Source organism: Paenarthrobacter sp. 10N417, from assembly GCF_056394745.1.
Window position 1 is genome coordinate 189963 of record NZ_JBFTIL010000003.1, and the last position, 15817, is coordinate 205779.

Annotated in this window: 13 protein-coding genes and 2 tRNA genes; 11 read left to right on the forward strand and 4 right to left on the reverse strand. The window is 60.2% G+C overall.

What is annotated here, in order from left to right:
* Positions 1–10: 10 nt before the first annotated feature.
* The 3 genes from yidD to rpmH all read right to left on the reverse strand — a co-directional run bounded on the left by yidD (position 11) and on the right by rpmH (position 1033).
* On the reverse strand, positions 11–340 hold the full coding sequence (yidD, locus tag AC1DCM_RS05260; protein WP_477517630.1) for a membrane protein insertion efficiency factor YidD: 330 nt from the start codon (positions 338–340) through the stop codon (positions 11–13).
* A 103-nt stretch (positions 341–443) separates the two neighbouring features.
* Positions 444–854 (reverse strand): ribonuclease P protein component, encoded by a 411-nt coding sequence (rnpA, locus tag AC1DCM_RS05265; RefSeq protein ID WP_442005253.1) that lies wholly within the window; start codon positions 852–854, stop codon positions 444–446.
* Positions 855–895: 41 nt separating this feature from the next.
* Positions 896–1033, reverse strand: a complete 138-nt coding sequence (gene rpmH, locus AC1DCM_RS05270; protein WP_011776797.1) for a 50S ribosomal protein L34 — start codon at positions 1031–1033, stop codon at positions 896–898.
* A gap of 464 nt (positions 1034–1497) precedes the next feature.
* On the opposite strand from rpmH, the gene dnaA reads away from it, so the two are divergent.
* From dnaA to AC1DCM_RS05325, 11 genes are all read left to right on the forward strand, one after another.
* Positions 1498–2919, forward strand: coding sequence for a chromosomal replication initiator protein DnaA (dnaA, locus tag AC1DCM_RS05275; protein ID WP_431117351.1), 1422 nt, complete (start codon positions 1498–1500; stop codon positions 2917–2919).
* A 575-nt stretch (positions 2920–3494) separates the two neighbouring features.
* Complete coding sequence (gene dnaN / locus AC1DCM_RS05280; protein ID WP_477517554.1) at positions 3495–4619, forward strand: DNA polymerase III subunit beta; 1125 nt, start codon at positions 3495–3497, stop codon at positions 4617–4619.
* 42 nt (positions 4620–4661) lie between these two features.
* Positions 4662–5546, forward strand: a complete 885-nt coding sequence (gene gnd / locus AC1DCM_RS05285) for a phosphogluconate dehydrogenase (NAD(+)-dependent, decarboxylating) (RefSeq protein ID WP_477517555.1) — start codon at positions 4662–4664, stop codon at positions 5544–5546.
* Between the two features lie 23 nt (positions 5547–5569).
* Positions 5570–6799 (forward strand): DNA replication/repair protein RecF, encoded by a 1230-nt coding sequence (recF, locus tag AC1DCM_RS05290; RefSeq protein ID WP_477517556.1) that lies wholly within the window; start codon positions 5570–5572, stop codon positions 6797–6799.
* Entirely contained in the window at positions 6786–7340 is a 555-nt protein-coding gene (locus tag AC1DCM_RS05295) for a DciA family protein (RefSeq protein ID WP_224094502.1), read from the forward strand. Before recF ends, AC1DCM_RS05295 begins: the two co-directional genes overlap by 14 nt.
* A gap of 338 nt (positions 7341–7678) precedes the next feature.
* Entirely contained in the window at positions 7679–9757 is a 2079-nt protein-coding gene (gene gyrB, locus AC1DCM_RS05300) for a DNA topoisomerase (ATP-hydrolyzing) subunit B (protein ID WP_477517557.1), read from the forward strand.
* 61 nt (positions 9758–9818) lie between these two features.
* On the forward strand, positions 9819–12488 hold the full coding sequence (gyrA, locus tag AC1DCM_RS05305; protein WP_477517558.1) for a DNA gyrase subunit A: 2670 nt from the start codon (positions 9819–9821) through the stop codon (positions 12486–12488).
* A complete protein-coding gene (locus AC1DCM_RS05310; protein ID WP_477517559.1) occupies positions 12485–13156 on the forward strand; it encodes a DUF3566 domain-containing protein in 672 nt (223 codons plus the stop codon). Before gyrA ends, AC1DCM_RS05310 begins: the two co-directional genes overlap by 4 nt.
* Positions 13157–13269: 113 nt before the next feature.
* Positions 13270–13343 (forward strand) — tRNA-Ile (locus tag AC1DCM_RS05315).
* Positions 13344–13389: 46 nt separating this feature from the next.
* Positions 13390–13509: a DLW-39 family protein gene (locus AC1DCM_RS05320; protein ID WP_216924378.1), complete on the forward strand. Its 120-nt coding sequence runs from the start codon at positions 13390–13392 to the stop codon at positions 13507–13509.
* 71 nt (positions 13510–13580) lie between these two features.
* Positions 13581–13656 (forward strand) — tRNA-Ala (locus AC1DCM_RS05325).
* A gap of 122 nt (positions 13657–13778) precedes the next feature.
* Here AC1DCM_RS05325 and AC1DCM_RS05330 read toward each other — a convergent pair.
* The gene (locus tag AC1DCM_RS05330) at positions 13779–15779 is read right to left on the reverse strand and encodes a beta-N-acetylhexosaminidase family protein (protein WP_477517560.1); all 2001 of its coding nucleotides are present in this window, start codon (positions 15777–15779) and stop codon (positions 13779–13781) included.
* Positions 15780–15817 lie beyond the last annotated feature (38 nt).

Genomic DNA, 15817 nt, shown 5'->3' on the forward strand with positions numbered 1-15817 from the left:
CCTATTTTCCTCAGGCCGCAGTGCGGCCTTCTTCATCAGCCTGAGCAGCCAGGAACTGGTCCGGGTTGTTCAGTACAACAATTGTGGGCGTCTGGCCTTCGGGCCAATGACGATGGCCGGCGGGAACATGGTCCACTCCACCGGCATTCCAAGGATGGCATTTGGCGAGCCTCTTGGCTGCGAGCCAGCTACCCTTTACGGCACCGTGCACCGTCACCGCTTCCAGGGCATATGCCGAGCAGGACGGAAAGAACCGGCAAACCTGGCCGTACAGGGACGAGATGACCTTGCGGTATGTCTTCAGCAGGAGAATCAGGATATTTCGGGGCAGGTCCCACATGAACTTGCCAACCGCTGCCAACAGGCTCCCRTGGGGAAYCTTGCCRGCGGGGTCGCYAAAACCAGMGGGGTCACCTGAGGAAGGAACGACGGCGGTGCTTATGTCATGCACGCGGTGTCCCTTCCCTTGTGGTGCCGTTGTGGTCTGGCGAAGCGCTGCGTGGAACGGATCCACCCAGTCGCTTCGTCGTCACTGCCAATGCGGCGTTGTAGTCCGAGAGCAGTTGCTCCCAGCTGGCAGATGCAGCTGCGGGCAACGCACGGACCACGACCGCCAGGCCCGTTCCATGCGTGTGCAAGGACAGTGCGCCTGCTTCTCTCAGTCTCCTCTTAACGAGGTTCCTGGTCACGGCGTTCCCGACGGCTTTGGAGACAATGAAGCCGATTCGACTCGGCTCCGCGGCCCCGATAGGGGCCGTATATAACACTAAGTTCCGGCGTCCATTGCGGACGCCGGAACGTACAGTTGTTGAAAAGTCGGTAGACGTCCGCAGACGGTTAGGGGTGGCTAGCACCGTCGAACCCGCAAAAAGACCCTTACCGACAAGTCAGTTATTTACGCCGACAGTTCGACGCGGCCCTTGCCGCGACGTGCAGCCAGGATGGCGCGGCCGGCACGGGTGCGCATACGAAGGCGGAAGCCGTGCTTCTTGGCCCGACGGCGGTTATTCGGCTGAAAAGTCCGCTTGCTCACGTTAGTTACTCCAGTGGATCAAAGGTGCGCCCACCCGATCAAAAGGGGAAGAACTGGCCGACGCTAAGTTTTGTATGTGCCTGCCGCCGTTGCCTGCCGCACGATAAACGTACGTCGATGCAACTGATCACAAAAGCGGACACAAAGGACTTCACAACGTTAGGGCAAAAAGGCACCCCCAGTCAAACCGGGAGCCATTCCTGCAGCTATCCACAGCTGTGCCAAAGGATGCTGCACAGCCTGTGGATGAAGTGGCTCACAAGGCCGAAATCAGAACCACAACGGTGTAATTATCCACAAGCAACTTCCCAGCTATCTTCTAGCGATTCCATCCCCTAGAGTGGCTCAGTAGCCCATTGTCCACCCGCTGTGCATAACTCTGTGGATTAACCCCGGAAACATCGCCAGTCGGAGACACTTCGGCTGCCAGCGACGCCGGCAAGCAAGTATTTAGGAACTGATTGATGACAGTAGACGAAGCCAACCACGCCAATACTGTCGGAAGTTCCTGGCGCAGGGTGCTGAGCCTTCTGGAACAGGACGACCGGGTCACACCCCGCCAGCGCGGTTTCGTCATCCTCGCCCAGGCCCAAGGCCTCATCGGCTCGACGCTTCTGGTAGCTGTTCCCAACGAGCTCACCCGCGAAGTCCTGCAAACGCAGGTCAAGGACGCCCTTGACGACGCCCTGCGCAGCGTTTTTTCCGATGACATCCGTTGCGCGATCGACGTCGACACCGATCTGGTGCCCATCCACGAAGAGCCGGAACCCGCCGTCGAACTTTCCGCGATGCCGGACCTTGCCGCGGAGCCGAAGCCCCAGCCGACACCGCCGAGCACCTCGCATGAATTCGGCCGGCTGAACCCGAAGTACATCTTCGACACCTTCGTGATCGGTTCCTCGAACCGCTTTGCCCACGCGGCCGCTGTTGCCGTAGCCGAGGCCCCTGCCAAGGCATACAACCCGCTGTTCATCTACGGCGACTCCGGGCTCGGCAAGACGCACCTTCTTCACGCGATCGGCCATTATGCCCGCCGCCTCTACAGCGGAATCCGCGTACGCTACGTCAACTCCGAAGAGTTCACCAACGACTTCATCAACTCGATCCGCGATGACGAAGGCACCAGCTTCAAGACCACGTATCGAAACGTGGATGTGCTGCTGATCGACGACATCCAGTTCCTGGCGGGCAAAGACCGGACCCAGGAGGAGTTCTTCCACACGTTCAACGCCCTGCATAACGCCAACAAGCAGGTGGTCATTACCTCCGACCAGCCTCCCAAGATGCTGGCGGGCTTCGAAGACCGGATGACCTCCCGTTTCGAGTGGGGCCTGCTGACGGATATCCAGCCGCCTGAACTGGAAACCCGTATTGCCATCCTCCGCAAGAAGGGCCTCAGCGAGGGATTGTCGGCACCGGACGACGCCCTGGAGTACATCGCTTCCAAGATCTCCAGCAACATCCGGGAACTTGAAGGTGCCCTGATCCGCGTTACTGCTTTTGCCAGCCTGAACCGACAGCCGGTGGATGTGGCCCTCGCCGAGATGGTCCTCAAGGACCTCATCACCGACGACGGCGCCCAAGAGATCACGGCGAAGCAGATCCTGGACCAGACCGCTGACTACTTCAAGCTCAGCATGGAAGAGCTTTGCAGCAAGTCCCGTACGCGAACCCTCGTCACTGCGCGACAGATCGCCATGTACTTGTGCCGTGAGCTCACCGACATGTCCTTGCCGAAGATCGGACAGGAGCTTGGCGGACGCGACCACACCACGGTCATCCACGCCGACCGCAAGATCCGTGAGCTGATGGCCGAGCGCCGTGTGATTTACAACCAGGTCACGGAGCTCACAAACCGCATCAAGCAGCAGCAGCGGGACTCCTGAATCCACATCCTGCCGCGCACTACATACCTTATTAACAGGTGCATGTGGATAACCCTGTGGATACTTAAGGGGACAAGCGCGGTTAATGGGCTTAAAACCCTTAAGGCATCTGTGGATCGTCAAAAACCGGCTTGGGAGTTGTCCCCATCCACACCCTGTTTAAAACCCAGTTAACGCACAATCCGTGAACAGGGCTTAACCGCGAAACGACGCGGCGAGATCGGGTTATCCACAGTTTCCACAGCAGTTATTAACACTACGAATCCCAAAAAATTGAAATCCCTCAAATAACAATCTCGTTCTGCGCCCCATCGGCCTGCCACCGACAGACCGATCAACCAGATCATCGGCCAGCCTGCGGCTGTCCACATACGAGGGGTGAGTGCTGCCGGGGATGGGTTAATCGCGGATCTTCCGGCTAAGCTGTCAGCAGCGCTCCCATCCTTGGGTCTGTTTGTAGTTCGCTTGAGTGCGGACCATGCAGGTTCCGGTACCGGACAGCAAAGGTTTGGTGGGTTCCAAGCAGGAATCCGCAGCTACTACTTGGCAGCAGCAATGAAAGGCGGCACCCTTCCGTGAAGTTCAGAGTCGACCGCGACGTCCTGGCAGAAGCCGTTACGTGGACCGCGCGGTCGTTGTCTCCGCGGCCGCCAGTACCTGTGCTTTCCGGCCTCCTCCTCAAAGCCGAGGCCGGAACAGTAAGCCTTTCGAGCTTTGACTACGAGACGTCGGCGCGCCTTGAGATCCCGGCGGATATCGCCACAGAAGGCACCATTCTGGTGTCCGGGCGTCTCTTGGCAGACATTTGCCGCAGCCTGCCTTCGGCCCCCGTGGAAGTTGAGACTGACGGGAGCAAAGTCACCCTCACCTGCCGCCGAAGCAGTTTCCACCTGGCTACAATGCCTGAGGCCGAATACCCGGCTCTTCCGGCATTGCCAGCCATCAGTGGCACCTTGCCAGGTGACGCTTTCGCACAGGCTGTTTCCCAGGTGATCATCGCTGCCAGCAAGGACGACACCCTGCCGATCCTCACCGGCGTGCGCATGGAAATTGAGGATGACATGATCACCCTCCTCGCTACGGACCGCTACCGCCTCGCGATGCGCGAAGTCCCCTGGAAGCCCGTCACTCCGGGCATTTCCACCAGCGCCCTGGTCAAATCCAAGACGCTGAACGAGGTGGCAAAGACCCTCGGTGGCAGTGGTGACATCAACCTTGCCCTCGCTGACGACGACAGCCGCCTGATCGGCTTCGAAAGCGGAGGCCGCACCACCACGTCCTTGCTGGTGGATGGCGACTACCCCAAGATCCGCTCGCTCTTCCCTGACTCCACCCCGATCCACGCAACGGTCCAAGCACAGGAACTCGTTGAAGCGGTTCGTCGTGTGTCTCTCGTGGCTGAGCGCAACACACCGGTCCGTCTGGCGTTCAGCCAGGGGTTACTGAACCTCGACGCCGGTACCGGCGAAGATGCGCAGGCGTCCGAGGAACTGGAAGCCCAGCTATCAGGCGAGGACATCACTGTCGCCTTCAATCCGCACTACCTGGTTGAAGGCCTGAGCGTCATCGAGACGAAGTACGTTCGTTTCTCGTTTACCACCGCTCCCAAGCCGGCCATGATCACGGCCCAGGCTGAAGCTGATGGCGAAGACCAGGACGATTACCGCTACCTCGTGATGCCGGTTCGCCTGCCAAACTAGCGATCAGCCACGTATCCACCAGCGCAGAAAAGAGTTCACCCCGTGCACATCGGACTGATCGGCCTCGGAAAAATGGGTTTCAACATGCGGGAACGCATGCGGAACGGCGGTATTGAAGTAACCGGGTTTGACCGGAATCCCGATGTCACGGACGTCGCTTCCGTGGACGAACTCATCGTTGCCCTGCCCTCCCCGAAGCTCGTATGGGTCATGGTTCCATCGGGCGAGATCACAGATGCGGTAATCACCGAACTTGGCGAAAAGCTCAACCCTGGTGATTTGGTGATCGACGGCGGCAACTCACGTTTCACCGAGGACCAGAAGCACGCTGCCGCATTAGCCGAGAAGGGCATCCGCTTCGCGGACTGCGGTGTATCCGGTGGTGTGTGGGGATTGCAGAACGGTTATGGCCTGATGGCTGGAGGCGCTGACGAAGACATCGAGCTGGCGTTGCCCGTCTTCGATGCCCTGCGCCCCGAAGGGGAACGAGCAGATAGCTTCGTCCACGTCGGCGGAGTCGGCGCCGGCCATTACGCCAAAATGGTGCACAACGGTATCGAGTATGGGCTCATGCAGGCCTATGCCGAGGGTTACGAATTACTCGCAGCCAAGGACATCGTGAAGGACCTTCCCGGAACCTTCCGCGCCTGGCAAAAAGGAACGGTCGTGCGCTCCTGGCTGCTTGATCTCATGGTCAAAGCACTCGACGAAGATCCGGGCCTGGCCTCGATCGACGACTACGTGGAAGACTCCGGCGAAGGCCGATGGACTGTGGAAGAGGCAATTGCCAATGCTGTCCCGGCGCCGGCAATCACCGCAGCACTCTTCGCCCGGTTCGCTTCGCGCGAAGACAACTCTCCGGCCATGAAGATGGTTTCAGCGTTGCGCCACCAGTTCGGCGGACACGCCACACGTCCGTCCAACTAGGCCGCAGGAGTCCAGCAGACGGCGTGTATCTTGAACATCTTTCGCTGACCGATTTCCGCAGCTACGCCCAGGTTGACCTGAAGCTTGGCCCCGGGGTCACTGTCCTGGTGGGTTCGAACGGGATCGGTAAGACCAACCTCATGGAAGCCATCGGATATTTGGCAACCCTGAGCTCGCACCGCGTCAGCACCGATGCTCCACTCCTTCGCTTCGGCGCGGAACGCGCAATGATCAGGGCCAAGCTGATCCGCGGCGAGCAGTCCACGGTTATTGAGGTGGAAATTAATGCAGGTCGGGCAAACCGCGGCCGGATTAATCGAGGAAACCCAGTCCGCGCAAGGGACATCCTGGGCATCTGCCAGACCGTCCTGTTTGCACCTGAGGATTTGGCGCTGGTCAAGGGCGATCCTTCCAACCGCAGGCGCTTCCTTGATGAGCTCCTGGTCAGCTTGATTCCCCGCCATGCTGCTACCCGCAGCGACTACGACAGAGTGTTGAAGCAACGCAACGCCCTGCTGAAATCCGCGCGGACCGGAAAATTTACCGCAGGCCATGAGGCAACGCTGGATGTTTGGGACCAGCATATGGCCCGCGCTGGTGCCGAACTCCTGCATGCGCGGCTGGAACTTGTGGAACGGCTCCGCCCGCACCTGAACAGTGCTTACGCGCAGCTCACTGACGGTTCAAAAGATGCCGGCGCGGTGTACCGCTCAACCATCCAGGGCGTACTGGACGACGACGGCGGTCCGGCCGATCGCCCAACGGAACCTTCGGCGTCGGGCGAGGACCTCAGGCTGTTGTCGGTGGACGAACTCACCGAGCGCTACGTCCATGCTTTCGCCGCATCCCGCAAGAAGGAACTCGAGCGGGGCATCTCCCTGGTGGGCCCGCACCGGGACGAATTGGAGCTCGTGCTCGGCCAAGCACCTGCCAAGGGCTACGCTTCGCACGGTGAAACGTGGTCAATGTGCTTGTCGCTGCGCCTCGCTTCCTACTACGTCATGCTCGATGATGCCCGCACCGGAGGCACTGCGCCGATCCTCATTCTTGACGATGTCTTTGCCGAACTCGATGTCCAGCGCAGGCGTAAACTGGCAGCAATAGTGGCCGGCGCCGAACAGGTACTGGTCACGGCCGCCGTCGACGCCGATATTCCCGAGGAGCTGGCCGGGCGGCGTATAACCGTTGTTCCCGAGGAGCTGGCCGGGCGGCGTATAACCGTTGTTCCGGGAGGCATCGATGGCGAAGGATAGCCCCGACGGACTTCAACCCGGCCGCGATCCGGACGAAATCGATGCTGCCCAAGCCGCGCTGAACCGTATGCGGGAAGCCGCAGCAGCCAGAGGCGAAGTCAGGCAGCGCGCTCCCCGTCCCGGATCCGCGCCTAAACGCAAGGGCCTTCGCGACACCAGGGGTTTTACCCAGTTCCATGGGACCGGACGTGACCCGTTGGGCCTGGGGAAAGTCGTCGGCCGGTTGGTGGCGGAACGTGGGTGGACATCGCCCGTGGCCGTTGGCTCGGTCATGGCCGAATGGGAAACGTTGGTGGGCGCGGACATTTCTGCACACTGCACGCCGGAGAGCTTTACTGACACCACACTTCACGTCCGTTGCGACTCCACGGCATGGGCAACTCAACTGCGATTGCTGAGTACAAGCCTGCTTGAGATGTTCCGGAATGAACTCGGGGAAGGTGTGGTGACCAGCATCCACGTACTCGGTCCGTCTGCGCCAAGTTGGCGCAAGGGTGGGCGCAGCGTCAACGGTCGGGGACCCCGGGACACGTACGGCTGAACGGCGTGCAGGGCGTTTCAACGCCCCCGAGTCGTATAGGCCCCCATCAGGACCACCATAGGGCCGTTTCAGATAGGCCCAGTGGCCTCCCATAGGCATATTCAGCTCTCGGCTGCCCCCGTATTTGCAAGGATTCGCGCATTTCCACGATAGAATTGGCGTAGATCACTGAGCGCCGGTGAAACGTCGTCGGGGTCCTGGAAGCACTTTCATGGCTTCCAGGACCCCCTTCGTCGGAGTAAACGGCGCAATCAGTCACGTGCTCGTTGAAGGCCTCGGTTTGCCGCGGCCTTCAACGGGAACGGCCGTCATCGAATACAGAGGAGTCGAAAGCGCCTGTGGCTAACGACAATGCAGAGACCTTGGCAGTAGAGCCCGACGAGGACACTGTTCCCAAGCCTGACACGCCCGCGGAAACCCCCCGGGAGTACGGTGCCAGCGACATCACTGTCCTGGAGGGCCTTGAAGCGGTACGCAAGCGTCCCGGTATGTACATCGGTTCCACCGGTCCGCGCGGTTTGCACCACTTGGTCTATGAAGTGGTGGATAACTCTGTCGATGAAGCTCTGGCCGGATTCTGCACCCATATTGAAGTCACGCTCCGTGCCGACGGCGGCGTCCAGGTTGTTGACGACGGCCGCGGCATCCCCGTTGACATCCACCCCACCGAGGGCAAGCCCACCGTCGAAGTCGTGATGACCATCCTGCACGCCGGCGGTAAGTTTGGCGGCGGCGGTTACGCGGTTTCCGGTGGTCTTCACGGCGTGGGTATCTCCGTGGTGAATGCGCTGTCCCGCCGCGTGAATACTGAAGTCCGGCGGCAGGGTCACGTATGGCGTATGTCATTCGCCGACGGCGGCAAGCCCCAGGGCGGACTCGTCAAGGGAGAAGAGACGGACCAAACAGGGACTACACAGACGTTCTATCCTGACGGCACCATCTTCGAGAGCACCGAATTCGACTTCGAGACGCTTCGCGCGCGCTTCCAGCAGATGGCCTTCCTCAACAAGGGCCTGCGAATCACCCTGACTGACGAACGTCCCGCCGCCCGGGAGGGTGAAGATGATCTTGATCTCGATGCCGTCGCTACCGAAGGCGAAGTTGCTGCCGAGCACCGCACGGTCGTCTACCAGTACCCGGACGGCCTGCTGGACTACGTCAAGCACCTGAACTCGAGCAAGAAGGTGGAGATCGTCCATGAGGACGTCATCGCTTTCGAAACTGAAGACACTGAGCGGCACATCGCCGTCGAGGTCGCCATGCAGTGGACAACCGCGTACTCCGAAAGCGTCCACACCTACGCGAACACCATCAACACCCACGAGGGTGGAACCCACGAAGAGGGTTTCCGCGCCGCGATGACCTCGCTGATCAACCGCTATGCGCGGGAGAAAAGCATCATCAAGGAAAAAGAAGACAACCTTACCGGTGATGACATCCGTGAAGGTCTGACGGCCGTCATCTCGGTCAAGCTTTCCGAGCCGCAGTTTGAAGGCCAGACCAAGACCAAGCTGGGCAACTCAGAGGTCAAGGGCTTCGTCCAGCGGGTTGTCACGGACCAGCTCGGCGACTGGTTGGAGCGTAACCCCGGTCCCGCCCGCGACGTCATCCGGAAGGCCATTTCCGCTGCCCAGGCACGTATGGCTGCCCGCAAGGCTCGCGATAATGCCCGGCGCAAGAGCCCGCTGGAATCCTTCGGCATGCCCGGCAAGTTGTCCGACTGCTCCTCCAAGGATCCTTCGCGTTGTGAGGTCTACCTGGTGGAGGGTGATTCCGCAGGTGGCTCGGCCAAGCGGGGCCGCAACCCGGAAACTCAAGCGATCCTGCCGTTGCGAGGCAAGATCCTCAACGTGGAACGCGCACGCCTGGACAAGGCGCTCGGTAATACCGAAGTCCAGTCCATGATTACAGCCTTCGGCACCGGCATTGGCGAAGACTTCGACATCGCGAAGCTGCGCTATCACAAGATCGTTTTGATGGCAGACGCCGATGTTGACGGCCAGCACATCACCACGCTTTTGATGACGCTGCTGTTCCGCTACATGCGCCCGCTGATCGAGAACGGCTACGTCTACCTTGCGCAACCGCCGCTGTACCGTATCAAGTGGTCCAACGCCGCCCATGACTATGTCTACAGCGATCGCGAACGCGACGACACCATCCGTAAGGGTGCGGCCATGAACAAGCGCCTTCCCAAGGACAACGGAATCCAGCGTTACAAGGGTCTCGGTGAAATGGACTACACCGAGTTGTGGGATACCACCATGGATCCAGATCGCCGCACTCTCTTGCAAGTCACTATGGACGATGCCCTGGCTGCCGATCAGACCTTCTCGGTACTGATGGGCGAGGACGTCGAATCGCGCCGTAACTTCATCCAGCAGAACGCCAAGGACGTCAGGTTCCTGGACATCTAGTGCCTCACAAGGCTGTAGATATTCCAGAACTGACATATACCTGAAACGGAAAACTTAGATTATGAGTGACGAAACTCCCGAAGTCCCGGCGGAACCCAGCGTCGACGACCTCATCCTTGAAGGCGAAGTTCTGACTGACCGCGTGGAGCAGGTGGACCTGCAGACTGAAATGCAGCGCTCCTACCTGGACTACGCCATGGCCGTTATCGTAGGACGCGCCCTCCCGGACGTCCGCGACGGCCTCAAGCCGGTGCACCGCCGCGTTTTGTACGCGATGTTCGACGGCGGCTACCGTCCTGACCGCTCTTTCAACAAGTGCGCCCGTGTTGTGGGTGATGTCATGGGTACCTATCACCCTCACGGTGATATGGCGATCTACGACGCCCTGGTCCGCTTGATCCAGGACTGGACCATGCGCTACCCGCTGGCGCTGGGCCAAGGCAACTTCGGTTCCCCCGGCAACGACGGCGCGGCTGCTCCCCGTTATACCGAAACCAAGATGGCCCAACTGGCCATGGAAATGGTCCGCGACATCGACGAAGAAACCGTCGATTTCCAGGACAACTACGACGGCAAGAACCAGGAACCTACCATCCTGCCGGCGCGTTTCCCGAACCTCCTGGTGAATGGTTCCTCCGGTATCGCCGTAGGTATGGCTACCAACATTCCGCCGCACAACCTGCGCGAGGTTGCAGAGGGCGTGCAGTGGGCCCTGGACAACCCCACGGCTTCACGCGAGGAACTCCTCGAAGCGCTTCTGCTGCGGATCAAGGGACCGGACTTCCCCACGGGTGCCACCATTCTGGGCCACAAGGGCATCGAGGACGCCTACCGCACCGGTCGCGGCTCCATCACCATGCGCGCAGTGGTCAACGTGGAAGAACTACAGGGCCGCACCTGCCTGGTGGTCACCGAACTGCCTTATCAGGCAAACCCGGACAACCTGGCCATCAAGATCGCCGAACTGGTCAAGGATGGCAAGATCCAAGGCATCGCGGACCTCCGCGATGAAACCTCGGGCCGTACTGGCCAGCGCCTCGTGATCGTGCTGAAGCGCGATGCTGTGGCCAAGGTCGTCCTGAACAACCTGTACAAGCACACCCAGCTTCAGGACAACTTCTCAGCGAACATGCTGGCAATCGTCGACGGCGTTCCCCGCACCTTGAGCCTGGACGCCTTTATCCGGCACTGGGTGAACCACCAGATGGATGTCATCGCCCGTCGGACCCGTTACCGCTTGCGCAAGGCTGAGGAAGAAGCGCACATCCTGCGTGCACTCCTGAAGGCACTGGACATGCTGGATGAGGTTATCGCTCTTATTCGTGCATCCAACACAACGGAAGCGGCCCGCGAGGGACTCATGGAGCTCCTGGAGATCGATGAACTCCAGGCCCGCGCCATCCTGGACATGCAGCTGCGCCGTTTGGCTGCCTTGGAACGCCAGAAGATCCAGGACCGTCACTCCGAACTCGAAGCCATGATCGAGGAGTACAACGCGATTTTGGCTTCGGAAGAGCGTCAGCGCCAGATCATCAGCGAGGAACTTGCTGAGATCGTTGCAAAGCATGGCGATGACCGCCGCACGCACATTCTCATGGGCTTCGATGGGGACATGTCCATGGAGGACCTGATCCCTGAAGAGGAAATGGTCGTCACCATTACCCGCGGTGGTTACGTCAAGCGCACACGCAGCGACAACTACCGCTCCCAGCAGCGTGGCGGAAAGGGCATCAAGGGTGCACAGTTGCGCGGCGACGACGTCGTGGAGCACTTCTTTGTGACCACCACGCACCACTGGCTGTTGTTCTTCACCAACCTGGGCCGCGTGTACCGTGCCAAGGCTTACGAACTCGCAGAAGCCGGACGCGACGCCAAGGGACAGCACGTAGCAAACCTGTTGGCATTCCAGCCAGACGAGCACATCGCACAGGTGCTGGATCTCCGCGATTACCATCAGGCTCCCTATCTGGTGCTTGCAACCAAGAATGGTTTGGTCAAGAAGACCAGGCTTGAGGACTATGACACCAACCGCACAGCCGGTGTCATCGCCATCAACCTGCGCGACGGTGACGAGCTCGTCTCTGCACAGTTGGTCAGTGAAACTGATGACCTCCTGCTGGTGTCACGCAAGGGCCAGTCCATCCGGTTCACCGCCACCGACGATGCACTTCGTCCCATGGGCCGGGCAACATCCGGTGTGACGGGTATGAAGTTCCGTGAAGATGACGAACTGCTGGCCGCAGATGTGATCCAGGACGGCTCGTTCGTTTTCATCGTGACCGAGGGCGGCTACGCGAAGCGGACCGCCGTGGATGAGTACCGACTGCAGGGCCGTGGCGGCCTTGGCATCAAGGTGGCGAAGCTCGCGGAGGATCGTGGTGACCTTGTCGGCGCCTTGATTGTGCAGGAAGAAGATGAAGTCCTGGTGGTCATGGAGGGCGGCAAGGTGGTTCGCTCTGCCGTCAGTGGCGTCCCGGCCAAGGGCCGTGACACCATGGGCGTCATCTTTGCGAAGCCGGACAAGAATGACCGCATTATTGAGGTCGCCCGCAACAGCGAACGCGGTTTGGAAGGCGAAGAGTCCGAGGACGGACAGGACGATGACGTAACGTTGGCTGCAGAAGACGGAGCCACTGAGGCGACCGTCACGTCAGAAACGGAAAACGACGCGGACCCGGATACAGAAACGGGCGCGGAGCTGAACGAAGACAACACCGGAGGTAACGAGTGAGTAATTCCGACTCATATCCCAAGCCGAGCACAGGTGTCCCCGGCGGACTCCGGCAGCCCTCGGGCAGCACGCAGGCAGGAGCGCCTGCAAGGCCCCAGCAACGCCCGGGAGCCGGCGCCGCCGGTGCCGGAGCTCCTGGACAACGTCCGGCCTCGCCTGGACAGCGCCCCGCCTCAGCCGGACAACGTCCTGCTGCAGCTCCCGGCCAACGGCCCGCACAACCCGGGCAGCGTCCGACTGGTGCGCCCGGTCAGCGCCCCGCGCAGGGTGGGCCGGGACTTGTAAAGCCGGCTCCCAAGGCCAAGGTGCGCCGTGCACGCCTCCTTGTCAGCAAGGTTGACCCGTGGTCGGTACTGAAGATGGCGTTCCTGCTGTCTGTGGCGCTGGGCATCGTCACGGTTGTCGCCGCGATCGTGCTGTGGACTGTGTTGGATCTCACAGGTATCTTCAACCAGGTGGACAGCCTGCTGGGGACCTTGGCCGGTTCCGAAGGCAGTGGTTTCGAGTTGAAGAAGATTGCTTCGCTCGGTCAGGTGGCCTCCTTCGCCACGATTATTGCCGTAGTGAACGTAGTTCTGTTGACCGCCCTGTCGATGCTCTCTGCCGTGCTCTATAACATTTCGGCAACGTTGGTTGGCGGCATCGGCGTCACCCTGACGGACGACTAGCAAAAAACCGCGGATTTACGCCGAAAACGGTGAGATTCAGCGGTCAGAATGCCTCGATTTGAGATCGGGCCGGGATGTGCTGTACAGTCATATCTCGGCCCGATGAGGCATCGGGGCGTATAGCTCAGGCGGTTAGAGCGCTTCGCTGATAACGAAGAGGTCCCAGGTTCAAGTCCTGGTACGCCCACGGAACCTAACAGGTTCAGGTAACACTGAACCGGAATGAGGTGCTTGTGAAGAAGTTGCTGGTAGTAGTCGCAGCGGCGGTCGCAGGCGTCCTGGTCTATAAAAAGGCGCAGGAATCCGAAGCCCGGAAGGATCTCTGGAGCAAGTCAACCGACAAGGTCGACTAGCCGCGGAGCCCGGCCTGGAACTGGCAAAAGCCAGTCCTGACATGGGGTATGATTGACGGGTTGCTTCTTATGGGGGCATGGCGCAATTGGTAGCGCACCTGCTTTGCAAGCAGGGGGTTCGGGGTTCGAGTCCCCGTGCCTCCACCATAAGAAAGTCCCGGTCAGAAATGACCGGGACTTTTTGCATTTAACCCATTCACACACCTGGGGCTCCCAACTGAGTCGCAGCCGAGCGCGTTTTGACGGCTCAAAACGCGCTCAGCTGCGACCTAGTTGGGCGGGACTGTCTTCAGAGCCCGTTCCAGGAAAGCCTTCAGTTCGCTATCCCCCAGCACAGGAGTCACCACCCCGAGCTCCAGTGTCGGCTGCGTTTTGGCATCGGCGGCCGCCAACGCGGCCTGGACATTCCGGCGGGCTTCAGCCACGGCCGAGGAATCCCCGCGCTTAGCGGCCTCGAGCATGATCAGGGCCTCTTCCACTCCTCGTCCGTAATTGGCCGCCGCGGTTGCCCAATGCGTGGCGTCCGCTGCGAACCCCGGCACTGCCATCTTGGGTAACAGTTCCGGCAACCTCTGCAGCAGCTCAGCTCGGGCCTTCAAGTCGCCTGAAGGCGACCTTCCGGCGTCGTAATTCGACCAGAACTGGTCTATATCCCGCCGGAGCTCCGGAGCGGACGGGGTGAGCTCGTCGTCCTGCCAATCTTGGTTCAGGTCCACGAAAGCCTTTACGGCCGAGCGGACCTCCGGATCCGGGCCGGAAACCTGTTTCAGGGCTGCGTCCATGGACTTGCCGGGATCGTACGCTGGTCCATTCCATGAGAGATCGGCGTAGTTAAAGATGGCGGGAAAAGACAGATAGGGCTCAATCATCGGATTGGTCACGATTCCGCGGACTGATTTGTACAGCTCTGGGTCGCGACCGATCACTGGTGCCATGAAGAGGTGGTCCTGCGAAAAGTCGTTGACGGGGTAGTTATCCCAAATGACGAGGTCCCGTGGGGAACCTGGGCTCCCGTAGGAGAGCCGGGCAGTCTTGGCTGAGTCGGCGCTGACCCTGTGGGAGACTACGTCTTCACCGGTCCACTGGACCACGATTCCAGGGTTCAATGACCTGCCAAGTTCCCTCTTGTAAGGATTGCTCCCGGAACCGTTGTAAAAGGTGGGAACCGTTTGCAGGGGCTCGATGTCCGGCTTTGTCGAAATGAACCGGTCATTGACGTCATTCAGGAATGAAGCCTGCGCCTTGGCCAGATTGGCTTGACCGGCACCGAAGTCCTTGAGGTCTTGTGCGCACTGGACCTTGGTGGCAATGTCGTCAAGCGGGATCACAAACGCACGGACACCGATCGAATACAACGATTCAAGCTTGGTCACTGCAAAGTTGAGATCAGCCTCGGCGGAGTAGCAACTATCGATGCCCGGGGACAGTGCGTAAGTAAAGCGGACGTGGTTGGCGGTAGCGGTATCCACCAGTTCCTTTAGTTCCTTGAGGTCCTCGTCCGAGTACAGTGCCCGCCACTTCTCCCGCAAGAATGGATCATCTTTTGGGGAATAGATGAAGGTGTTCATTTTTTGGCGGCCTGCGAATTTGATGACATCCAAACGTGCCTGATGGGACCACGGCGTGCCGTAAAACCCTTCGATGACGCCACGGGTTTCCATCAGCGGCCAATCACTGATGCGGGCAGACGCCATTGCGCCATCCTTGAGCAATTGGCGCGCGGTCTGCACCGCATGGAAAACGCCGTCGGCATCCGCTCCGGCGAGTACCGCCGCGGGAATCCCCGAAGTTCTTCCGGTAGCTATGGCGTAGCCTTCGGCCCGGTTGACTGCGTCCTGGTTATCCGCACCGCTTTCCTTCCCCAGCTCTTTGAGTACCGGGCTTACTACCGGATCTGTTGCGGCGCCAAGGAAGACGGCCGAACTGCCGGCCGCGGGGCTGTTCAGGGCCGGCACAGTTTCTGCAGTACCCCCGGCTACTGCCACCAGGTCTTGGAGGGCGCCAATGGATGCTTGGTCCGTGCCAGGGGAAGCCACGATGTAAACGTGGCCGTTCAGAGGGATGGGATCCCCCGTTCCGGACTGGAAATGTTGAGGAACCGGGAAGACGTTTGCGACTTCGGTCTTGCCCGTCCCCTGGCCACTGGGCCGTTCCCGGGAAACCACAAGCCAGCCCGTGACGACGAGTGCGACAGCCAGGGCCGCAACTGCGATCAGCAGCAGTACTGATCGTCTCCGTCTAGCTCCACCACGGACGGGTGTTGTGTTCAATCAGGTGTCCCCTTGGGAAAGCCGTCACCGGCTGTCTG